20 protein-coding genes and 1 pseudogene are annotated in these 22,315 nt (G+C 59.4%); 6 read left to right on the forward strand and 15 right to left on the reverse strand.

Annotated elements, in window-relative coordinates:
• Positions 1–171: 171 nt before the first annotated feature.
• Positions 172–1,674, forward strand: a complete 1,503-nt coding sequence (ppx, locus tag IF654_RS22125) for an exopolyphosphatase (protein ID WP_047272817.1) — start codon at positions 172–174, stop codon at positions 1,672–1,674.
• Between the two features lie 47 nt (positions 1,675–1,721).
• Here the strand turns inward: ppx and ppk1 are convergent, their stop codons facing one another.
• On the reverse strand, positions 1,722–3,953 hold the full coding sequence (ppk1, locus tag IF654_RS22130) for a polyphosphate kinase 1 (protein WP_047272816.1): 2,232 nt from the start codon (positions 3,951–3,953) through the stop codon (positions 1,722–1,724).
• A gap of 451 nt (positions 3,954–4,404) precedes the next feature.
• Between ppk1 and IF654_RS22135 the strand changes: the two genes are divergently transcribed.
• Complete coding sequence (locus IF654_RS22135) at positions 4,405–5,022, forward strand: DedA family protein (protein ID WP_047272815.1); 618 nt, start codon at positions 4,405–4,407, stop codon at positions 5,020–5,022.
• A 203-nt stretch (positions 5,023–5,225) separates the two neighbouring features.
• Positions 5,226–5,894, forward strand: a complete 669-nt coding sequence (elbB, locus tag IF654_RS22140; protein WP_094987879.1) for an isoprenoid biosynthesis glyoxalase ElbB — start codon at positions 5,226–5,228, stop codon at positions 5,892–5,894.
• Here the strand turns inward: elbB and IF654_RS22145 are convergent, their stop codons facing one another.
• The 5 genes from IF654_RS22145 to IF654_RS22165 all read right to left on the reverse strand — a co-directional run bounded on the left by IF654_RS22145 (position 5,895) and on the right by IF654_RS22165 (position 11,592).
• Positions 5,895–6,347: a YaiI/YqxD family protein gene (locus IF654_RS22145; protein WP_047272813.1), complete on the reverse strand. Its 453-nt coding sequence runs from the start codon at positions 6,345–6,347 to the stop codon at positions 5,895–5,897.
• Between the two features lie 77 nt (positions 6,348–6,424).
• The gene (locus tag IF654_RS22150) at positions 6,425–8,320 is read right to left on the reverse strand and encodes a cytochrome c/FTR1 family iron permease (protein WP_094989328.1); all 1,896 of its coding nucleotides are present in this window, start codon (positions 8,318–8,320) and stop codon (positions 6,425–6,427) included.
• A gap of 66 nt (positions 8,321–8,386) precedes the next feature.
• Entirely contained in the window at positions 8,387–9,019 is a 633-nt protein-coding gene (locus IF654_RS22155; RefSeq protein WP_047279809.1) for a LysE family transporter, read from the reverse strand.
• Between the two features lie 105 nt (positions 9,020–9,124).
• Entirely contained in the window at positions 9,125–9,682 is a 558-nt protein-coding gene (locus IF654_RS22160) for a mechanosensitive ion channel family protein (protein WP_047272810.1), read from the reverse strand.
• Positions 9,682–11,592, reverse strand: a complete 1,911-nt coding sequence (locus tag IF654_RS22165) for an ATP-binding cassette domain-containing protein (RefSeq protein WP_047272809.1) — start codon at positions 11,590–11,592, stop codon at positions 9,682–9,684. Before IF654_RS22165 ends, IF654_RS22160 begins: the two co-directional genes overlap by 1 nt.
• 50 nt (positions 11,593–11,642) lie before the next feature.
• Between IF654_RS22165 and IF654_RS22170 the strand changes: the two genes are divergently transcribed.
• Positions 11,643–12,107 carry a TIGR02444 family protein gene (locus tag IF654_RS22170; protein ID WP_194862864.1) on the forward strand — a complete coding sequence of 155 codons (465 nt, stop codon included), beginning with the start codon at positions 11,643–11,645 and terminating at the stop codon, positions 12,105–12,107.
• Here the strand turns inward: IF654_RS22170 and IF654_RS22175 are convergent.
• On the reverse strand, positions 12,104–13,072 hold the full coding sequence (locus IF654_RS22175; RefSeq protein WP_194862863.1) for an AlgP family protein: 969 nt from the start codon (positions 13,070–13,072) through the stop codon (positions 12,104–12,106). The two genes, IF654_RS22170 and IF654_RS22175, sit on opposite strands and share 4 nt — an antisense overlap.
• Positions 13,073–13,331: 259 nt before the next feature.
• On the opposite strand from IF654_RS22175, the gene IF654_RS22180 reads away from it, so the two are divergent.
• Complete coding sequence (locus IF654_RS22180) at positions 13,332–13,997, forward strand: FKBP-type peptidyl-prolyl cis-trans isomerase (RefSeq protein ID WP_194862862.1); 666 nt, start codon at positions 13,332–13,334, stop codon at positions 13,995–13,997.
• Between the two features lie 66 nt (positions 13,998–14,063).
• Here the strand turns inward: IF654_RS22180 and rsd are convergent, their stop codons facing one another.
• From rsd to IF654_RS23080, 8 genes and pseudogenes are all read right to left on the reverse strand, one after another.
• Positions 14,064–14,555, reverse strand: a complete 492-nt coding sequence (gene rsd, locus IF654_RS22185) for a sigma D regulator (protein ID WP_095010029.1) — start codon at positions 14,553–14,555, stop codon at positions 14,064–14,066.
• Between the two features lie 192 nt (positions 14,556–14,747).
• Entirely contained in the window at positions 14,748–15,275 is a 528-nt protein-coding gene (locus tag IF654_RS22190; RefSeq protein ID WP_047279815.1) for a disulfide bond formation protein B, read from the reverse strand.
• Between the two features lie 220 nt (positions 15,276–15,495).
• The gene (locus IF654_RS22195) at positions 15,496–16,737 is read right to left on the reverse strand and encodes a heme biosynthesis protein HemY (protein WP_047272802.1); all 1,242 of its coding nucleotides are present in this window, start codon (positions 16,735–16,737) and stop codon (positions 15,496–15,498) included.
• Complete coding sequence (locus IF654_RS22200; protein ID WP_047272801.1) at positions 16,734–17,861, reverse strand: uroporphyrinogen-III C-methyltransferase; 1,128 nt, start codon at positions 17,859–17,861, stop codon at positions 16,734–16,736. Before IF654_RS22200 ends, IF654_RS22195 begins: the two co-directional genes overlap by 4 nt.
• A 16-nt stretch (positions 17,862–17,877) precedes the next feature.
• On the reverse strand, positions 17,878–18,645 hold the full coding sequence (locus IF654_RS22205) for a uroporphyrinogen-III synthase (protein WP_047281659.1): 768 nt from the start codon (positions 18,643–18,645) through the stop codon (positions 17,878–17,880).
• On the reverse strand, positions 18,642–19,583 hold the full coding sequence (gene hemC, locus IF654_RS22210; protein WP_047272799.1) for a hydroxymethylbilane synthase: 942 nt from the start codon (positions 19,581–19,583) through the stop codon (positions 18,642–18,644). The genes IF654_RS22205 and hemC overlap by 4 nt, the downstream gene beginning before the upstream one ends.
• A 126-nt stretch (positions 19,584–19,709) precedes the next feature.
• Positions 19,710–20,456, reverse strand: coding sequence for a LytR/AlgR family response regulator transcription factor (locus IF654_RS22215; protein WP_047272798.1), 747 nt, complete (start codon positions 20,454–20,456; stop codon positions 19,710–19,712).
• Positions 20,453–20,599 (reverse strand): annotated as a pseudogene (locus tag IF654_RS23080) (sensor histidine kinase); the annotation flags it as partial. The gene IF654_RS22215 and the pseudogene IF654_RS23080, both read right to left, overlap by 4 nt.
• A gap of 241 nt (positions 20,600–20,840) precedes the next feature.
• Between IF654_RS23080 and argH the strand changes: the two are divergent.
• On the forward strand, positions 20,841–22,235 hold the full coding sequence (gene argH, locus IF654_RS22220) for an argininosuccinate lyase (RefSeq protein ID WP_047272797.1): 1,395 nt from the start codon (positions 20,841–20,843) through the stop codon (positions 22,233–22,235).
• The last annotated feature ends 80 nt before the right edge of the window (positions 22,236–22,315 follow it).

Genomic DNA, 22,315 nt, shown 5'->3' on the forward strand with positions numbered 1-22,315 from the left:
CAGCGTATGCAGAAGGTTTTAAGGCAGGGCCTGCCGTTCAGCCGGTCAGATAACCGCTGACGTGCACTGAGATAAAAACTTTGATCCCTATCAAGCCATCCGACATCACGCGTTGGCGCGAGCCTGTGATCGTGGCACGATGGCGACGTTATCGACCGAGACCCCTCAACCATGCCCCAATCCCAAGCCAAGAATCCATCCCTGATCGCCGCCATTGATCTGGGTTCTAACAGCTTTCACATGGTGGTGGCCAAGGCTCAGAACGGTGAAATCCGTATTCTTGAACGTCTTGGTGAAAAGGTGCAGTTAGCTGCCGGCATCGACGAAGAACGCAAACTCAATGAAGAATCCATGCAGCGCGGGCTCGATTGCCTGAAGCGTTTTGCCCAACTGATCAACGGTATGCCGCTGGGCGCCGTGCGCATCGTCGGCACCAACGCCTTGCGTGAAGCCCGCAACCGCAACGAATTCATCGTGCGCGCCGAAGAAATTCTCGGGCACACCGTTGAAGTCATTTCCGGACGGGAAGAGGCGCGCCTCATTTATCTGGGCGTTTCACACACCCTCGCGGACACGCCGGGCAAGCGCCTGGTGGCAGACATCGGCGGTGGCAGCACTGAATTCATCATCGGCCAACGCTTTGAGCCCCTGCTGCGTGAAAGCCTGCAAATGGGTTGCGTCAGTTATACCCAGCGGTATTTCCGCGACGGCAAGATCACCCCGGCACGTTATGCACAGGCTTACACCGCAGCGCGCCTGGAGATCATGAGCATCGAACACGCCCTGCACCGACTGGGCTGGGATGAAGCCATCGGCTCGTCAGGCACCATTCGCGCCATTGGCCTGGCCCTCAAGGCAGGTGGTCACGGTAATGGCGAGGTCAACGCCGAAGGCCTGAGCTGGCTCAAGCGCAAACTCTTCAAACTGGGCGAAGTCGACAAGATCGACTTTGAAGGCATCAAGCCGGATCGCCGGACCATCTTCCCCGCTGGCCTGGCGATTCTGGAAGCCATCTTCGACGCCCTTGAATTGCAGCGCATGGATCATTGCGACGGCGCGTTGCGCGAAGGCGTGCTGTACGACCTGCTCGGCCGTCACCATCATGAAGACGTGCGTGAGCGCACACTCAGCTCGTTGATGGACCGTTACCATGTCGATCGCGAACAGGCCGCACGGGTCGAACGCAAAGCACTGCGCGCCTTCGATCAAGTGGCCAAGTCATGGGACCTGAAAGACGGCGTGTGGCGTGAACTGCTGAGCTGGGCGGCCAAGGTGCACGAAGTCGGCCTCGACATCGCCCACTATCACTTCCACAAGCACGGCGCCTACCTGATCGAGCACTCCGATCTGGCCGGCTTCTCACGCGAAGATCAGCAAATGCTTGCGTTGCTGGTTCGCGGGCACCGCCGCAACATCCCTAAAGACAAGTTTGCCGAGTTCGGGGATGACGGCATCAAGCTGATTCGCCTGTGCGTGTTGTTGCGCTTTGCGATTCTGTATCACCACATTCGCGGCGATCAGCAGGCGTCTCAGGTCAAACTGCGCGCCGATGGCGATCACCTTGACGTGATATTCCCCGAAGGCTGGCTGGAACAGAACCCGCTGACCCAGGCCGACTTTGAGCAAGAAGCTCAATGGTTGACCCGAGTCGGGATTGTGCTGACGGTGTCCTGAGGCGGTGATGCAGTGGCTGGCGCAACCTGCGCCAGCCACCTTCAGGCTTACACCGACGGGCCGGTGCTGACGGTCAATACCGGCAGGCTCAAGCGCTCCAGCAACGTGGCCTGGGCACTGCGCGGGTTTTGGTTGCCGGTTGGCGTGTTGCGGATATAACGGCCGTCCGACTGCAGGCTCCAGCTGTGCGTGTTGTCTGTCAGGTAGCACTCAAGCTCTTTCTTGACCCGCAGAATCAACTTTTTGCCTTCAATCGGGAAGCACGTTTCGACGCGCTTATCGAGATTGCGCTCCATCCAGTCGGCACTCGACAAGAACATCTGCTCTTCCCCGCCGTTAAGGAAGTAGAACACCCGCGTGTGCTCCAGAAAGCGGCCGATGATCGAGCGCACGTGAATGTTATGCGACACGCCGGGGATGCCCGGGCGCAGGCAGCACATCCCGCGCACGATCAGGTCAATCCGCACCCCGGACTGGCTGGCCTTGTACAACGCACGAATGATCTTGGGGTCGGTCAGTGAGTTGAATTTGGCGATGATGTGCGCAGGTTTGCCTTCCAGGGCGAACTGGGTTTCCCGGGCAATCATGTCCAGCATGCCCTTCTTCAGTGTGAACGGCGCATGCAGCAGCTTCTTCATGCGCAAGGTTTTGCCCATGCCGATCAATTGGCTGAACAGCTTGCCGACGTCTTCGCACAGCGCGTCATCCGAGGTCAGCAAGCTGTAGTCGGTGTACAGACGGGCGTTGCCGGCGTGGTAGTTGCCCGTGCCCAAGTGCGCATAGCGCACGATTTCGCCCGCCTCACGACGCAGAATCAGCATCATCTTGGCGTGGGTCTTGAACCCCACCACCCCGTAGATCACTACTGCGCCCGCAGCTTGCAGACGGCTGGCCAGTTGCAGGTTGGACTCTTCGTCAAAACGCGCACGCAGCTCCACCACCGCCGTCACTTCCTTGCCGTTACGCGCCGCATCCACCAACGCATCCACGATCTCGGAGTTGGCACCGCTGCGGTATAGGGTCTGGCGCACGGCCAGGACATGCGGGTCCTTGGCGGCCTGGCGCAGCAAGTCGACGACCGGGGTAAACGACTCAAACGGGTGCAGCAGCAAAATGTCCTGCTTGCTGACCACGCTGAAAATGTTCTCGCTGTTCTGCAACAGCTTCGGGATGGCTGGCGTAAACGGCGTGTATTGCAGCTCGGGGTGGCTGTCCAGGCTGGTGATGCTGAACAGGCGCGTCAGGTTCACCGGGCCATTGACCGTGTACAGCTCGGTTTCGTGCAGGTTGAATTGCTTGAGCAAGTAGTCGGACAGGTGCTTAGGGCACGTGTCGGCCACTTCCAGACGCACCGCATCGCCGTAACGACGCGAGAACAACTCGCCACGCAACGCACGGGCCAAGTCTTCGACATCTTCAGTGTCAACCGCCAGATCGGCGTTGCGGGTCAGTCGGAATTGATAGCAGCCTTTTACTTTCATGCCCTGGAACAGGTCATCGGCATGGGCGTGAATCATTGACGACAGGAACACATAGTTGTCGCCCGGCCCGCCAACGTCTTCCGGCACTTTAATCACACGCGGCAACAAACGCGGGGCTGGAATGATCGCCAGACCCGAGTCGCGGCCGAAGGCATCAATGCCTTCCAGCTCCACGATGAAGTTGAGGCTTTTGTTGACCAACAACGGGAACGGGTGCGTCGGGTCCAGACCAATAGGCGTGATGATCGGTGCAATTTCATCGCGGAAGAACTTGCGTACCCACGCCTTGATTTTGGTGTTCCAGTGACGCCGACGAATGAAGCGCACCTGATGCTTTTCAAGCTCGGGCAGCAGAATGTCGTTGAGAATCGCGTACTGACGATCAACATGGCCATGCACCAGCTCACTGATGCGCGCCAGCGCCTGATGCGGCTGCAAACCGTCCGCACCGGCCTGCTCGCGGGCGAAGGTAATTTGCTTCTTCAGGCCCGCCACCCGGATCTCAAAGAACTCGTCGAGGTTGCTGGAAAAGATCAGCAGAAACTTCAGCCGCTCCAGCAACGGGTAGGACTCATCCAGCGCCTGCTCCAGCACGCGAATGTTGAACTGCAATTGCGACAACTCACGATGGATATACAGGCTGCTGTCATCCAGACCCGGAATGGTAATCACCGGGTGCGCCGCGCCATGGCTCTCGGCCGGGGCTTGCGCTTGCGGCTCGGGCTGGGGTTCGGGGGCCTGCTCAACGATCGGTTGAGGTTCGGTGGCAACGAGTTCTGTCTGTCCTTCGGTATTCATTGATTGTTCCTGATAAGAGCGGGTTTGACTCTCGTAACAGTTAAGCGGCGCGGCCAGTCAAATTGACAGCCAGAATGCCACCAACGCCTGCGGGATTAAACCGCTCAAAGGCGCTTTATGCGGGCTGAGGCCTGGTTAGAGGGTGTTTTGGCCAAATTGTTCTGAGACTGCGCTGCATCACCACCACCCGCCGGTCTTCCACTGCGACTTTAGTAGAGCCTTCGGCGCGTAGGGGCACATCGCTTGCGACTGCAAAAAAACCCGATACAACCTCGGCCTGCACGCGCGCGACCTTTATAACGGCGCGTCATGAACGCCAGATGACAACGCGCATGACGTAAGTCAAAACCATGTGCATTGTAGGATTTGTTCACGACCAGACACATTTCGATACTTTCATACACGCGCTTGAAGGCGTAGGCTGCGCGTTCATTTCGCCAGCATCCAGACAATGCTCCAACAATTTCTTCAAGAATTCGGCTACTTCGCCCTGTTTCTAGGGACGTTCTTTGAAGGTGAGACCATTCTGGTACTCGCAGGCTTCTTGGCGTTCCGCGGATATATGGACCTCAAACTGGTGATGATCGTGGCGTTCCTCGGCAGTTATGCCGGCGATCAGCTGTGGTACTTCCTGGGGCGCAAGCACGGCCGCAAACTGTTGGCGCGCAAGCCGCGCTGGCAACTGATGGGCGACAAGGCGCTGGAGCACATTCGCAAGCATCCGGACATCTGGGTCCTGAGCTTCCGTTTTGTCTATGGGCTGCGCACCGTCATGCCGGTGGCGATTGGCCTGTCCGGGTATCCGCCGGGCCGCTATTTGCTGCTCAACGGCATTGGTGCCGCCATCTGGGCCATCGCCCTGGCCACCGCCGCCTACCACTTTGGCGCCGTGCTGGAAGGCTTGCTCGGCAGCGTTAAAAAGTACGAATTGTGGGTGCTGGGTGCGCTGCTGGTACTGGGCGTGTGCCTGTGGATCCGCCGTCGCTTCAAGAATGCGCGCATCGCCCGGCAGACCGCGCTGGATGAAAAAAACAAAGCCGCCGACGCCAACACCCCGCCCGTCGAGTAACACCGCGTGTGCGCCCGCACTCGCACCTCCCGAGGCGCTGCCCATGACAGCGCCTGCGTTCTCTCTTCTAAACTGAACACTGACGTTTGAAAGCGATCCATTAGTCATGCATTCAGCGACGTGCGCCCGACTTGTCCGCTCTGGCATCTGATGCCAAATCAGGCGACATTAACGCCACGTATCACGTTTTGAGGAGAACCCATATGACCCAGAAAAAAGTTGCCGTGATTCTGTCGGGCTGCGGCGTCTACGACGGTGCCGAAATCCACGAAAGCGTTATCACCCTGCTGCGCCTCGATCAGCGTGGCGCCCATGCACAATGCTTCGCACCCAATGTGGCGCAAATGCACGTCATCAACCACCTGACCGGCGAACAGATGCCTGAGTCGCGTAACGTATTGGTGGAGTCCGCGCGCATCGCCCGTGGCGAGGTCAAGGATATTCGCGAGGCGAACGTTGAGGACTTCGACGCATTGATCGTACCCGGCGGATTTGGCGCCGCGAAAAATCTGTCTGACTTCGCTGTTAAAGGCGCTGAATGTACCGTGCAGCCTGATGTGCTAGCACTGGCCGAAGCCTTTGCCGAAGCGAGCAAACCCGTGGGGTTGATGTGCATCTCACCGGCCATGGCCGCCAAAATCTATGGCCCTGGTGTGATCTGCACCATTGGTAATGACGCGGACACGGCCACCGTCGTGAATAAAATGGGCGCCACTCACCAAGAGTGCGACGTCAGCGATATCGTCGAAGACAAGGCCCGGAAACTGGTGAGCACCCCGGCCTACATGCTGGCGCAATCCATCAGCGAAGCGGCTTCAGGCATCAACAAGATGGTTGACCGGGTGCTGGAACTGACTCACGAAAACGATTAATCAGGCGCGCGTCAGGCGCGTCAATAGACGGTCCAGCGCATTGGCGAACGCCTGTTTCTCGCGTTCGCCATACGCACCCTGCCCGCCGCTCACCTGACCTTGCTCGCGCAGGTCCGTAAACAGGTTACGCACCGCCAACCGCTCGCCCATGTTGTGGGCATCGAACGGTTTACCGCGCGGATCGAGTGCGGCCACGCCCTTCTTCACCAACCGGTCCGCCAACGGCACGTCGCTGCAAATCACCAACTCGCCGGGCACCGCGTGCTCAACCAGATAATCGTCGGCAGCATCCGGGCCGCTGGGCACCACAATCAGTTTGACCAACGCATAGGTCGGCTTGACCTGGCTCTGCCCGGCCACCAGCACCACTTCAAACTGACGCTTTAAAGCGAACTTGATGACTTGATCCTTCGCAGCCTTGGGGCAAGCGTCGGCGTCGATCCAGACCCGCATGGGCAAACTCTCCTGTTAATGAGGTGTCATCGCTGCCGCGCAGCGACGACACCTGTGAGCATGGCAAGGCGTGAACGTCAGGCAGGCAGTCTGCGCTTTTCGGCCAGTTTGCTGCGCCCGTAAAGCACGATGATCGCCAGCAGTGCAATGGCCTGAGCGCCCAACGAGTACGCATCAGCATGAATGCCCAGCCAGTCGAATTCGAAGAACGGAACAGGACGCGTGCCGAAAATCCCGGCCTCTTGCAGCGCTTTCACACCATGCCCCGCGAACACGACCGACAACGCGCACAGCAATGCCGCGTTGATACCGAAGAACAACGCCAACGGCAACTTGGCCGAACCGCGCAGGATGATCCATGCCAGGCCAATCAACAGCACCAGGGCCGTCGCGCCGCCTGCCAGCACTGCGTTGTGCCCGGCCGGACCTGCTTGCAGCCACAGGGTTTCGTAAAACAGGATCACCTCAAACAGCTCGCGGTACACCGAGAAAAAGGCCAGGATCGCGAAACCGAAGCGCCCGCCACCGCTGACAAGACTGCTTTTGATGTAGTCCTGCCATGCCGCAGCATGCCGGCGGTCATGCATCCACACCCCGAGCCACAGCACCATGACGCTGGCAAACAACGCCGTACAACCTTCGAGCAGTTCGCGCTGTGCGCCGCTGACGTCGATCACATACGCCGCCAACGCCCACGTCGCCAGACCCGCCAGCAGTGCCAGCCCCCAGCCGATGTTGACGCTGCGAACGGCCGACTGCTGCCCGGTATTGCGCAAAAAGGCAAGGATTGCCGCCAGCACCAGAATGGCTTCCAGGCCTTCGCGCAGCAGGATCAACAAGCCCGAAATGTAGCTCAGCGACCAACTCAGGCCATCGCTGCCCAGCAAACCGGCTGATTCCTTGAGCAACACTTTGGCCGCCTCGAGCCGCTGCTCAACCTGCTCGACGGGCAAGCCGTCCTGCAGCGATTGACGGTACGCCATGAGGGCTTTTTCAGTGTTTTTCCGCACGTTGCTGTCGACGTTATCGAGCGAGCTTTCTACCAGCTCGAAGCCTTCCAGATAGGCGGCCACTGACAGGTCATACGCTTGTTCACGATCGCCTGCGCGATACGCCGCGAGGCTTTTGTCGAGCGTGGCACCGGTGTATTCGAGCAACTGGCCAGGCCCGCGCACCACCTGTGGCGGCTGCGCACGCTGCGCACGGAACGTCGCCGCCGCCTGCGGGCCATCAGCGGCCAGGACTTCATTCGGCGTTTGACGGGCGAGATCGGCCAGGTTGTAGGTTTTGTCTGCTTTGGCTGCACCTGGGTCGGCACTCAGGCCCGCGATGTAGGTAGCCAGGTCCCAGCGCTGACGTTCGTCGAGCTGGTCGGCAAATGAAGGCATGTCCGTGCCTTCGACACCCAACCCAAGCGTGTTGTAAATCGCGTAGAGGCTCAGGCGATCAAGCCGTTCGGCGTCGCGCAGGTTGGCAGGTGGCGGCGTCATGCCCACCCCGGCCGGGCCGTCACCGGCACCCGTTTCGCCATGGCACACCGAGCAATGCTGTGCATACAGCGGCGCCCCACGGGCGGGATCCGGCGTAATGACCGGCGCCTGGCTGACCTCATAGGCCACGGCCAGCTTGGCCCCCAACTGACGCGCTTCACGGGCCACAGCCGCCCCGTCCTCGCGCTGTTCAATGGCGGTTTGCAACGCATTCACGCCCTGCGCCAGCTCCGCCCGCTCAGGGCGTTCAGGCAAGTCGGCAATCAGCCCCTTGAGAACGGCCAGAAATTCCAGTTGCTCGCGGTATTCGGTCTCGTCGATGACCTTTCCCTGGTCGACCGTGGGCGGGTAATCCGCGCCGATGTAATCAATGAGATGAAGTGCCTGCGAGGCACCTTCCGGGGAGTTGGCAGACACAACAAAGCTGCACAACGCGAGCATGGGCAGCATCAGCCATGCCAAGAAACGCGAGCGGGCGGTCATGGGGAAATCCGGGTGGAAATGAGAAGTAACACATTGTTCACTTCCCTTCCCAATCTCTCAAGGGCTTTACGTCGTTGCGCGGTGCAAGGTCGCCAGAAAACCTGCTGCGCCCACAAATAGCCCGGCAAATGTGCGATTCAGGCGGCGCTGTTGTTTAGGGGTGCGTAACAGGCGCAGCACCTTGGATGCCAACCCGGTGTAACCCGCCATCACGATCAGATCGACACAGATCATGGTCGTGCCGAGGATCAAATATTGAGACAGCAAGGGCGCATGCGGATCAACGAACTGCGGCAACACCGCCAGCATGAAGACCAATGCCTTGGGGTTGCTGACATTCACCAGAAAGCCGCGAAACACCAGCGCCAGGGGCTTGCCGATGGGGCGAACGGCGGCGTTGTCGCTGAGGTCAGCGGGCAAGGCACGCCATTGTTTGACCGCAAGGTAGATGAGGTACGCCACGCCGAACCACTTGATGGCGTAAAAGGCCGTAGATGAGGCCGCAAGGATTGCACCGACACCGGCAGCCACAATGGCGATTTGCAGGGCCAACCCCAGTTGCAGGCCGATGGCATTCCAGTAACCGCGCCAGAAACCGTATTGCAGGCCGCATGACATTGAAGCAATGGCACCCGCGCCAGGCGACAGGCTGATGACCCAGGACGCCGCAAAAAAGGCCAACCACGTTTCCAGCGACATCACGCACCTCCCGGACAAAATCAGTAACAAGTCCTTAAAGCTAATGCGCGGGCTGAAATTTAACCACTGGTTTTTTGCTGCAAAGCCTGTGGGAACGCAGACTGTTTAGACGTCACCTTCGCGCCAGCGACGAACAGAACGCTGGAAGAACAGACTGTTGGGCACTTGCACCATGCTGCTGCCACTGCCCGCTTCTGCGGGTTCGATCAGGGTGGTGTAGAGCAAGTTGATTGCCACCACACGGCCTTTGACGCCCGGCTTGTCCAGCGTGTCGAGCAGCTCGACCACATCGCCAATCCGGAACGGTCCGACGGTAAAAATCAGCACGGCACACAAGAGGTTGGACAGCACGCTCCACATCGCGAAGAAGGCAATGGCCGCCACTGCGACGAACCCCGAGAGTGCCGTCCACAACACCGTGGCTGACACACCCAGACGCTCCAGCACGAAGATGACCGCGCTGCCCATGATGAACCAGCGCAGGCCGCCGCGCAGGGGCATCAGTAACTGCGGCGGCAGCGGGTAGCGTTCCCCCAACCGTGTGAGGAAGCGCGCAATGACGCGCTGCAGGAAATAACCCGCCAACAGGATCAGCAGAATCTGGACGCCAATCCACAGCGGCGCAATCAACTCGGCCGGTAAAGGCAGGCCCAATGACTCCATCAGGACAAGGCCTCAAGCTCTGCCTGAAGGGTTTCAAGCACTTCCAGCGCTTCCATCCAGCGCTCTTCCAACTGGCCTTCCAGCACTTTAAGCCGGGCCTGCTCGGCCAGCAGCTCACGCAACTCATCCTTGCGGGCGGCTTCGTATACGGCGCTGTCGCCCAGACTGACTTCAATGCTGGCCAGCTTTTCGTTGACCTTGCCCAACTCGCTCTCAAGCTTGTCAGCTTCGCGCTTATGGGGGGCCAACTGCTGGCGCAGTGCAGCGGCGGCCTGGCGCTGAGCCTTTTTGTCAGTCTTGTCCGGATTGACCGGCGTATTGCTGACAGGGGCGTTGCGCAAACGGTAATCGGCCAACCAACGTGCATAGTCCTCAAGGTCGCCGTCGAACGCTTGCACCTTGCCGTCGGCCACCAGCAGAAACTCGTCCGTGGTGCTTTTGAGCAAATGCCGATCGTGAGACACCACCAGTACCGCACCGCTGAACTCTTGCAAGGCCATGGTCAGCGCCAGACGCATTTCGAGATCAAGGTGGTTGGTCGGTTCGTCGAGCAGCAACAGGTTAGGACGACCCCACGCAATCAACGCCAGCGCAAGACGGGCCTTTTCGCCGCCCGAAAAATTCAGCACAGGCTCATCAATGCGCGCACCACGGAAGTCGAAACCACCGAGGAAGTCGCGCAGGGTTTGTTCACGTTCAGTCGGCGCCAGTCGTTGCAGATGCAGCAGCGGGCTGGCTTTGGCGTCCAGCGAATCGAGCTGGTGCTGGGCAAAGTAGCCTACGACCAGATTCTCGCCACGGGCCAACCGGCCAGCCAGCGGCGCCAGCTCGCCCGCGAGGTTTTTGATCAACGTCGATTTGCCCGCCCCGTTGGGGCCCAGCAAACCGATGCGGGCGCCCGGCACCAGTTGCAGTTTGACCTTCTCCAGAATGGTTTTGTCGCCATACCCCAAACGGGCATCGGACAAATCCAGCAGCGGGCTGGAGAGCTTCACGGCTTCACGGAACACGAAGTCGAACGGCGAATCGACATGGGCCGCGCTCAGTTCTTCCATGCGCTCAAGTGCCTTGATCCGGCTTTGTGCCTGACGTGCCTTGGTGGCTTGAGCCTTGAAACGGGCGATGTAGCTTTCCATGTGCGCACGTTGCGCCTGTTGCTTCTCGTAAGCCTGCTGTTGCTGGGCCAGACGTTCGGCACGGGCGCGCTCGAAGGCTGAGTAACCGCCGCGGTAAAGCGTGATTTTGCGCTGTTCGACGTGGGCAATGTTGTCCACCACGGCATCGAGAAAATCCCGATCGTGGGAAATCAGCAGCAAAGTGCCCGGGTAACCTTTGAGGAAGTCTTCAAGCCACAGAATGGCATCAAGGTCCAAGTGGTTGGTCGGTTCATCGAGCAACAACAAGTCTGACGGGCACATCAGGGCTTGCGCCAGGTTCAGGCGCATCCGCCAGCCACCGGAAAAGTCAGCGACCGGGCGATCCATTTGTTCGTTAGTGAACCCCAGACCGGCGAGCATTTTGCGCGCTCGGGCGTCGGCGGTATAACCGTCGGCGCTGTCCAGCTCGGCATGCAGACGTGCCTGAGCCGGGCCGTCTTCTGCCAGCTCGGCCTTGGCCAGATCAGCTTGCACCTGGCGCAGACGCTGGTCGCCATCGAGCACGTAATCGATCGCAATGCGGTCGAGGGTGTCGATTTCTTGCCGCATGTGGGCAATCCGCCAGTCGGCGGGGAGCAGACAATCACCCGAATCGGGGGTCAACTCACCCAGCAGCAAGGCGAACAACGTGGATTTACCGGCGCCGTTGGCGCCGACCAGACCGGCTTTGTGGCCGGCGTGCAGCGTCAACTCGGCGTCTTCTAGCAGACGTTGCGGGCCACGCTGTAAAGTCAGGTTCTGAAGTCGGATCATAATGGCGGCGGAGTCTACCAGCTTCCCTCTCAACTGGCGCTAATTGCACGATGCACACTGACCTGTGGAACTACTGTTTACACCTCTACGCGCGGCCCGGCGTCGAGCACGCTTGCCTTGAGCTGCAACACCGGGGGATGGATGTGTGCCTGCTGCTGTGCGCGGCATGGTTGCAAACGCGCGGCGTGACCTGCGATGAGGGCCGACTGACACAGCTTCAGGATTGCGCCGGGCCTTGGCAGCGCGACGTCATACAGCCTTTGCGCCACTTACGGATGCAATGGCGTGAAGCGGCTGCGCACGATGAGACGCTCGCCACTTTACGCATGCAGGTTAAAACCTTGGAGTTAGAGGCCGAGCGCACGTTGCTGTTGCGGTTGGAGTCACTGACTCGCCAGTGGCTGCCAGGCCAACGCGCACAGACGTGCGACTGGTTGCGGGAACTGGCCCGCTTAGCTGGCCAACCCGATTGCGACACGCTGCAGGCGCTGCGTGCCGCAATCAACCACGCTTAAGAAGCGGTGGTTGGCGTAACCGCGGGGGTAGTGGCCGGTGTTTGAGCGGGCGTTGTGGCGGGCGCAGAGGCTGGGGTTGCAGCAGGCGCTGCGGCAGGCTTGGCGGCTGTGGCCGGTTTGGTGACCGCAGGCTTTCTGGCAGCCGGCTTTGCAGCCGGTTTGGCGACTGCAGGTTTTGCAGCGGGCTTGACGGCCGGTTTGGCTGCGGCAGGTTTGGCGGCTGCGGGCTTGGCGGCTGCGGGCTTGGCGACAGCGGGTTTAACGGCAGGCTTCGCCGCGGGTTTGGCAGCCGCTCGGGTGGCAGGCTTGGCAGCAGCTTTTACCGGTGCTTTAGCCGCCGGTTTGGCAGCGGCAGGTTTAGCTGCGGCTGTTTTCGTAGCAGCCTTGGCGACCGGGGCTTTGGCGGCCACAGGTTTGGCAGCGCGTGCAGGGGCCGGCTTTTGTGCTGCTGCTTTCACCGCAGGTTTCGTAGCCGCTTTTACAGGCGCCTTGGCAGGGGCCTTAGTGGCTGTTTTCGCGGGTGCTTTGGCAGCAGACTTCTTGGCATTGGCAGCAGGCTTGGCTTCGCGGGTGGTCAACGCTTTGGCAACCGCTTCTTTGACCCGGCCTACGCCTTGAGCGAGCTTCAGGCTTTCTTGAGCGTCGCGCTTGAGTTGCAGGATGTAATCGCGAGTTTCCGTTTGACGCTCTTTCAGGGCATCGAGCAGTTGCTCAAGCTCTTTAACAGCAGACTTGGCTTTGGACTGAGCCTTGGACTTGCCGGAATTGGCCGCGTCTTGCAGTTTGGCGCGAGACTTGTGCAGTTTTTCCTGAGCTTTGCCGCGCTGTTTTTCAAGCTTTGCGAGCAGTTTCTCAGCATCAGCCAACGCTTGGGAGCAAGCGTTTTCCAAATGCTCAAGCAAGCTGCCTGAGAGCTGTTGGAGCAGGTGCAACGGGGTATTAACGGGCTTCTTTTTGGCCGACATGGTTTACCTCCTGGCTGAAGTGAGTGCGGCTCATACTAGACCTCTGCAAGAACCGCCGCTAGATCATGTTGACACTAACGATAGCTATGCGTTGCATGGCGTCGCGAAAGTTGTGCTGGATCAAGGTTTGATCAAGCCCAGTCCTTAATTGCGCGGTGCTTTTACCGGCTCAACACACCTGATTGTGCCGAGCAAATAAATCACGATACCCAGCAACACGGCTGGCATAATCCCCGGCACTTTTGGCCGGAGAGTGACCATGGCTCGCTATCTTTTTTGGACTTTTTTATGCCTTGCTCCGCTGGCCCACGCAGCGCCGGCAACACCACCCGATGCCGCCCATGACCTGGCTTACAGCCTGGGCGCCAGCCTGGGAGAACGCTTGCGCGAAGAGGTGCCTGACTTACAGCTCAATGCGTTGATTGAAGGGTTGCGCGCGGCTTATCAGGGCAAGCCGCTGGCCCTCAGCGATGCCCGCATCGAGCAAGTGTTGACGGAGCATCAGGCGCACATCGATGCAGCCTCCGCGCAGCCAGACAGCGAACGAGCGCTGTCGGCCGAGCACGATTTTTTAGTAAAGGAAAAAGCGCAGCCACCTACCCGTGAACTGGCGGATGGCATTCTCCAGACAGAACTCAAACCCGGCTCAGGTGCAAAGCCTGATGCCCAAGGGTGGGTCAACGTGAATTATGTAGGACGACTGCCCGATGGCACGGTGTTTGATCAAAGCACGCAGCCACAGTGGTTTCGCCTGGACAGTGTCATAGCGGGATGGCGCAGCGCGTTGACTCAAATGCCGGTCGGGGCGAAGTGGCGACTGGTTATACCGTCCAGTCAGGCTTATGGCGCTGACGGCGCCGGGGATTTGATCGCGCCGTACACACCGCTGGTGTTTGAAATCGAATTGCTCGACACCAAAAAATAAAGCCCATCAACGCCTTCGGTCGCAGGAGCGCAGGTGCTCCTGCAACGTGCACACCGGTACGGCGTGTCAGGCGTGAATGGCTTCAGGGTTGGCCGTGACGATTTGTTTGTGAGCGTTATGCAGCACTTCGATCAGGCAGTCTTCCAACTCGAAGCGCTCATGGAGCAAGGCTCCCAGCTCGTTGAATTTGGCGGCCAGCTTTTCGCAATCAGGACGATGATCCTTGCCGTCACAACGGTCATTGAAGTCCAGAGCGACTTGAGTGATCGTTTGTATGCGCGGATACAGTTTATTGGCTAGTTCAAGCCCGCGCTCATCATCAAATGCTTTCGCTTCTTGATGGAGCTGATCGTAAATCTCGAAGTGGCCCGCCGACACGTAGTCGACCAACACCTGGCAAAACTCTTTTTGGGTTTTACGTTTGGGATTCGAGGACTGATGCTCAACCTTGACGGCTTCGTAAGCCTTCACAAGTTCGCCGCGCTCATGCAGCCAGTTATCAATCAGCTTGTGGACGCCATTGAAACGTTCCTGAGCATTCTTGCAACTCTCTAGCATGGTGATCTCTCTTCCCTTATGGGCTCATGCCACCCAGCGTTGGCCGGGCCTGTCTGAACCCAAAAGTGCGCTAGAGCGCAACGGCATTGGGCGGCATATTCCAGTAATGCGTGCGGGCCAGATTATGCCCGCACGGTGACTGCTTCAAGGTACGCACGAGAGAAAATTCATACAAGCGTTTAATAGACCCTGCTACGCCGGGTCGCAGGGGTGGCTGTGTTTACGGGAAATCAGCGTGCGAATGATCTGCGTAAGGCTGAGCAGGCACAGGCCGGTGAATGCCAGCAAACTAAGCTCGGGGATGCTGAGGCCGAAGACCGTCCAGCTCACGTGAACGCACTCCTCGCTTCCTCTGAACAGCGCGGAAAGGGCAGCCTTCAAGGAAAAGTTGTGAAGCATGCAAATGAAGTCGGGTTGGCAGAACATCAGTTGCTCTGGTGGCACCCGCAGTAATATCACTTGGCGCACCGCACTCATCGCCCCCGCAAACCCCAATACCAACGACACAATCGAATAACTCATTACCCGCTTGGGGCGGGAGGCATGCGCATAGGCGATCAAATTCACGATACAAAAGGCCAATAGAAAAAACCGCTGCACCCAACATAACGAACACGGTTTAAGACCGGGCCCGTACTCCAGATACAAGGAGACGCTCAGCACAGTCGAACTGGCCAAAAACATCAGGAGAAATATGAAACGTGAGCCGGCCAAAAACATGGCTTTTCCGTAACAAAATAGACAGGTAATTACGGTAGTGGAAAGCCGTTAGCCCTTTCAAGGTGGGGCTCAGGGGAAGCGTCCTTAAGGCTGTAAGGATTAACCGACAGGCTCTGAAAGATAGTTTGTTACATCTCGTAGGAATTTTACTTTCTGCAAATTTAATACGAGATTTCTTTAAAAAGGGCCGACTTATACTTGCGCACAAGTCGGACCATTCTTAGACACTACGTGCGGTCGCCGGTAGCGGCAACGCTAGCAAACGCTCATCCAGAAGGTTCAAACCTTCTTGAAACAGTTGATTGCTGCGATCGGTTTCGCCCAGTTGAGCCAAAAGCCTGGCGAGCTCGGCGCATGCCTCAGGGTTACGCTGAAGTTTCAGGCTGTTCTCCAGGTAATCACGGGCCTTGCCCCACAAACTGTTTTGTAAACACAAGCGACCCAAGGTCAACAGCAGACTCGGATCTGCCGGATGAGCCTTGAGCCAGCCTTCAGCCGTTTGCAGTTGTTTGACGGGATCCTTGCCGCGCAATAGACCATACAGACGCACCAGATGGCTGTCGTAATTGCGTTTCAGAGCACCTCGCAACACTTCTTCGGCCTCACCTTGAGCCCCCAGTTGACGCAATTGTTCTGCATACGCCAGCACCAGCGCCGGCTCCTGACGCTGAGCCGAAGTCAATTGCTGCCACGCACGCTGCAACGATTGCAGGGCCGCTTCGCCTTCCGTCTCGCGTTGTGCTGCCAAATTGAGGTTTTGCCCCCACGCCCGGCTTTCCAGCTCGGCAAGTTCTTTGGCGGGCAAGACTTTGTCTTTGCGCAGTTCCGGCAACAGGCGGATCAGGGCTGTCCAGTCGCCACGCTGTTGGTGCAGACGCTGTAACTGACGCAGCACCTGCACGTTATGCGGATGACGCTCGTGCATGGCTTGAAGGGTGTTCAGTGCGCCATCGGTGTCGGCGCGGTCTACTTGCAACTGCGCATGGCTCAAGGCAATCGCAAGCTCTGCCTGTGGCTGACGCTGCAACGCGCGCTCAAGCAGTTTGTCGCTCTCTTCGTAATGACCCAGCTCGTTGGCCGCCCGCGCTGCGCCCAGGTAAAACAACAGTGGCTGGCGCTCCGCTTCGGCCGCACGTGCCAAATGCTTTTGCGCACTGGCCCAGCGTCCTTCGGCAAGGTCCATCTGGCCCTGTTCGATCGCTATTTGCACACGACGGCTGCGGTTGCGGCGCGACCAGGGATTAACCAGCCCGGTTGAGGCGGTGACCAGTTCGACCAGCAGCTTGATGCCCCAGATCAGTAGCCACAGCACAACGATCAGCGCCAGCGTGGCCCACACACTGGACTCATAACGGAAACTTTTATAAGCGATCAGCACGTAGCCCGCGTCTTCGGCGATTGCCAGGCCGATGCAGGCCGCGGCTGCGATCAACAGAAACACAATCACATAGAGGCGTTTCATGGGCTGGTCTCCTGCGCCGGGTTGCCCGCAGCCTGACCCGGTTCGTCGGCACTGACGTGGCGACGCTCAAGGTAAGCCTGCACCGCACTCAGCGTGCCAGCCAGGTCTGGGGTTTTGACGGTGACCGGTTGTTTGCTCAGCTCAACCACTTGCTCCAGCAGCTTCTGGCTTTGCGGGTTGTCCTGGTTGAAGTTGCCTTTAAGCACCTCTTCAGCCTGCGCCAAAGCCTGGGTGTACACCGGCGCCTGACCATTGAGCGCCGCCCATTGCGCCTGCTCCAGTGCAAGGCTCAAGGCCAGACGCACTTGCGTCAGGCTTTGCCCTGCCAGCAGGGGCCGGACATTTTTATCCGCGTTGAAATCAATGCGAATGTAATGGGAGATTTCGTCCCACCACTGCGCCCATCGGCTGGCGCCATCCCCGTCTGCTGTCAGGCCAAGCAATGAGTCGCCCTGGTCCTGATAAGCCGGGGCCAACGCATTGAGCTGGGCGACTTGATCGCGCAAGGCCGCCAGTCGCAGGAACAGGCCGGTACGGTCTGGCTGTTCGACACTGCGCAAGGCCGCGAGGCTTTTGGCCAATTGTTCCCGCGCAGCAAACGAGCCCGGGTCATTCTGTTCACGCAAAATGGCATCTGCACCTTCGACCAGCGCCTGCGCACTGGTGATGTCTTGCAGTGCCGAGAGGCGCAGGCTGGCCAGGCGCAGCAAGTGCTCGGCTTCGGCCAGACGCCAATCCTTGCGGCTTGCGCCCAGCACGGTTTCAAGGCGCTGATTCAAACGCTGCTGGTCACCCTGCAACTGCACGACCAACTGGCGCTGATCATCCAGTTGGCTGGCCGAAGGCAATTGATTCAGGCGCGTCAGCAGCTTTTGCTCACCTTGTTTGATGGACAGGGTTTGCGCACCCAGGGCTTGCACTTCGCTCAGCTGTTGCGCCGTGTCCGTTTGTAGATGACGGACCTGCCACACGCCCCAACCGCCCACCGCAACACCGGCAGCACCGAGCAACAAGGCGACGATCGCCAGGCCATTGCCCCGGCGCTCAGGCTTGACGACAGGCTTTTCAGCCTGCGTTTGCGGCGCGGGCTGCACAGGTTCTTTAGTCAAGATTGTTTCGCTCACGTATCCATCCTTTGCATTAGAGGGCAGGTACGGGATGCTCCCGTAACGCCGCCAGCAAAGCCGCGGCACTGGCGCCACGACAATCCACAACATGTTGGGCCCCGGCGCTGCGCGCCATCTCAGCCACGCGGGGGCTTGGAACAAACAACGGTAACGCGGACAGTCGGGACCAGGCATCGCCAGCCAACTGCCGTAAATGTTCGAATCCTTGTCCACTGCTGACCACCAGCGCGTTCAGGCGTTCCACTTGAACGCGCTGGCTCAGCGTATGCGGCGGGTAGGACGGCAATTCACGCGCATAGAGCTCAAGGTAGTCGACCTCTGCCCCCAACTGGCGCAAATGGTCGGCCAACCGCTCGCGCCCGCCCTGCCCGCGCATGATTAAAACCTTGCGCCCGGCGCCTTCAACAGCCTGTTTGAACGCCGGCAAGGCCAGCAAGGCCTCACTGTCATCTGCCGATTGAGGGTAGCTAACATCCAGCCCGTAGTCGGCGAGAATCTGCGCGGTGGCGGCCCCGACACTGAACCACTTCTGCCGGGACGACGGCGGCCCGTATTGATTGACCAGTGCCAGCCCCAAGCGGGCAGCGGGTTTACTGACGACAATGACCGCGCAGTAACGATCCAGCCCGGCAACCCGTGCGCGCTGCGCGTCGCTTAACGCCAGCGGCCGGATCGCCAACAACGGCAAACTGCTGCTGAACACCCCGGCAGTCGCCAACTCGGCCGCCAGTGCCGCCGAGTCCTCGGTAGGCCGGGTCAGCAACACGCGCCAGCCTGTCACTCGTGACCTGCCTCACCATAAACGGCTTTAAGGATGTCGCCCGCGCCCTGGGCCAACAACGCCTCAGCGACCTGCTCACCCAGCGCCTGAGCCGCGCTGCGAGGCGCCCGGGCATCCGCGCTCAACAGGGTTCCGCCGCTCGGCTCGCCCACCAGACCGCGCAACCATAGCTGCTCGCCTTCAAGCACGGCGTAGCACGCAATCGGAACCTGACACCCGCCATTGAGGTGTTTGTTCAAGGCACGTTCGGCCGTAACGCGCACGGCCGTGTCAGCGTGATGCAAGGGCGCGAGCAACGCATGAATTTCGGTGTCGGCGCTGCGGCATTCGATGCCTACAGCCCCTTGGCCACCGGCGGGCAGGCTGTCTTCGATGCTGATGGCGGATGTGATGCGCGCTTCAAAACCGAGACGGATCAGACCGGCTGCAGCCAGGATGATGGCGTCGTATTCGCCCGCGTCGAGCTTGGCCAGACGGGTATTGACGTTGCCGCGCAGGAAGCGGATTTCGAGATCCGGACGACGGGTCAACAATTGGGCCTGACGACGCAGGCTTGAAGTACCGACCACGCTGCCCTTGGGCAAGGCGTCAAGACTGGCGTAGGTGTTGGAAACAAAAGCGTCACGTGGGTCTTCACGCTCACAGATGCAAAACAGACCGAGGCCTTCAGGGAAGTCCATCGGCACGTCTTTCATCGAGTGCACGGCAATGTCGGCTTCGTTTTCAAGCAAGGCGGTTTCCAGCTCTTTGACGAACAGGCCCTTGCCGCCGATTTTTGACAGCGGCGAGTCCAGCAGCTTGTCACCACGGCTGACCATGGGCACCAGCGTCACCACCAGACCAGGGTGGGCCTGCTCCAGACGGGCTTTAACGAATTCGGCCTGCCACAGAGCCAGGGCGCTTTTACGGGTAGCGATGCGGATTTCGCGAGAGGACATGGATCAATCCGTACTGAAAAGATACGGCGGATAATAACAGCTCAGCCAAATGAGCTTTGACTTGTATCAGAGGTCAGCGGCCTCCCTGGCCGAAAACGAGGGCGCACGCGCCCTTTTTGGCGCTTGCTACAGCTGCTGCATCATTTTGCGAACACCCGCCACATGGCGACGGCTGACAATCAACGCATCACCGTTGAGCCCTTTGAGGAACAACTGAAAGTGCCCCAGCGGCGTACGCTGCAGACGCTCGATCCGGTTACGCGCCACCAGCGCATTGCGGTGGATACGCACAAAGCGTTCCCCAAACTCGTCTTCCAACGCCTTGAGCGGTTCATCGAGCAGGACTTCACCGCCTTCATGGCGCAAGGTCACGTATTTGTGGTCGGCAATAAAGTAGATCACCTGATCGATCGGGATCAGCTCGATGCCTTTGCGGGTACGGGCGCTGATGTGGCTGCGGGGGCCACTGCCCGACTGCGCTGCAGGCCTTGTAAGCGCGGCCAGCTGAATGCGGTTGGGCCGATGCGCCTCTTTCAGGGCGGCGCTCAGGTCCTGGGCATTCACAGGTTTGAGTACATAGCTGACGCCGCTGTCTTTGAGGGCTTGCTCGGGGAACTCGTCGGGCGCCACGCAGAACACCACCGATGGCGGCAGTTCGCGCTCGCACAATTTCGCAGCCACTTGCAGCCCGTCCAGACCCGGCATGCGGATGTCGAGTAACACGACGTCCGGTTTCAGGCTCTCGATCAGGCTCAACGCCTCTTCGCCATCAGTGGCGCCGGGTTCCAGCAATGTGTAGCCCTCAAGCGAACCGAGCAGTTGGCTCAAGTGCTCGCGGGCCAGGGTTTCGTCATCAACGATCAGGACATTCATATAGCGCTGTATTCCTGCGTGAGTCTCGCACAAGGATAGCGTAGACAGGTGAAGTGACGGCTGTCACGGCGATCGATGCTAAGACTAGCGCGAAGGCCAAAAAGTGCCGCAAACCGCACAGCAATATTCACCTGTGTCTGTTGCTCGTTTTAATTGCGGATCCGTCGAAGCACCAGCAAACATCTGTAACGACTTATCCATACGACCAACTGTAGACGGTTGCCAAGCCGAAGGCGCCCAATCGATACAATTCGTTTCGGTATTTTTTTATACCTCAGTTCGGACAAAAACCAACCGACCTGCGTCAACGCCTTGAACGGCAACCCTGTTATGATTCGCGGTAACTTTTTGTGTAACTCCCCTCAGCCGATTACGAGCGAATCCATGAGCACCGACAAGACCAATCAGTCCTGGGGCGGCCGCTTCAGTGAACCCGTCGACGCCTTCGTTGCGCGCTTCACCGCCTCCGTCACCTTCGACCAGCGCCTTTATCGTCACGACATCATGGGCTCCGTGGCCCACGCCACCATGCTGGCCAAGGTCGGTGTGCTGACCGATGCCGAACGCGACAGCATCATCGATGGCTTGAAGACCATCCAGAGCGAAATTGAAGCCGGTACGTTTGACTGGCGCATTGATCTGGAAGACGTGCACATGAACATCGAGGCGCGTCTGACCGACCGCATCGGCGTGACCGGCAAAAAACTGCACACCGGCCGTAGCCGTAACGATCAGGTCGCGACGGATATCCGCTTGTGGCTGCGCGATGAAATCGACCTCATCCTGGCTGAAATCACCCGTTTGCAAAAAGGGCTGCTGGAGCAGGCCGAACGCGAAGCCGAGACCATCATGCCCGGCTTCACCCACCTGCAAACTGCCCAGCCCGTGACATTCGGTCACCACATGCTGGCGTGGTTTGAAATGCTCAGCCGCGACTACGAGCGCCTTGTGGACTGCCGCAAGCGCACCAACCGCATGCCGCTGGGCAGCGCCGCGCTGGCGGGCACCACGTACCCGATCGATCGCGAATTCACCGCGCAATTGCTGGGCTTCGACGCCGTGGGTGGAAACTCGCTGGACAACGTGTCGGATCGCGATTTCGCCATCGAGTTCTGCGCTGCCGCCAGCATCGCGATGATGCACTTGTCGCGCTTCTCCGAAGAGTTGGTGCTGTGGACCAGCGCGCAGTTCCAGTTCATTGACCTGCCTGACCGCTTCTGCACCGGCAGCTCGATCATGCCGCAAAAGAAAAACCCTGACGTGCCCGAGCTGGTTCGTGGCAAAAGCGGCCGTGTATTCGGCGCCCTGATGGGCCTGCTGACCTTGATGAAGGGCCAGCCGCTGGCCTACAACAAGGACAATCAGGAAGACAAAGAGCCGTTATTCGATGCCGCCGACACCCTGCGCGATTCGCTGCGGGCGTTTGCCGACATGATCCCGGCGATCAAACCCAAGCACGCCATCATGCGCGAAGCCGCACTGCGCGGGTTCTCCACGGCGACCGACCTGGCGGACTACCTGGTACGCCGCGGCCTGCCGTTCCGCGACTGCCACGAAATCGTGGGCCACGCGGTCAAGTACGGGGTTGAAACAGGCAAGGACCTGGCTGAGATGAGCCTCGAAGAACTGCGTCAGTTCAGTGACCAGATCGACGATGACGTGTTTGCAGTGCTGACCCTGGAAGGCTCGGTCAATGCGCGTAACCATATCGGCGGCACAGCCCCGGCACAGGTCAAGGCTGCGGTTGCTCGCGGCAAAGCCTTGCTGGCCAACCGCTGATACCTGGAATCGCTGTCGAGACACGAGGCGGTGATCGGGCGCCGCCCTATCACCCGGCCTCATGCCACTCGCCAGCGACT

This window comes from Pseudomonas lundensis (assembly GCF_015377145.2).
Taxonomy (GTDB): Bacteria; Pseudomonadota; Gammaproteobacteria; order Pseudomonadales; family Pseudomonadaceae; genus Aquipseudomonas; species Aquipseudomonas lundensis.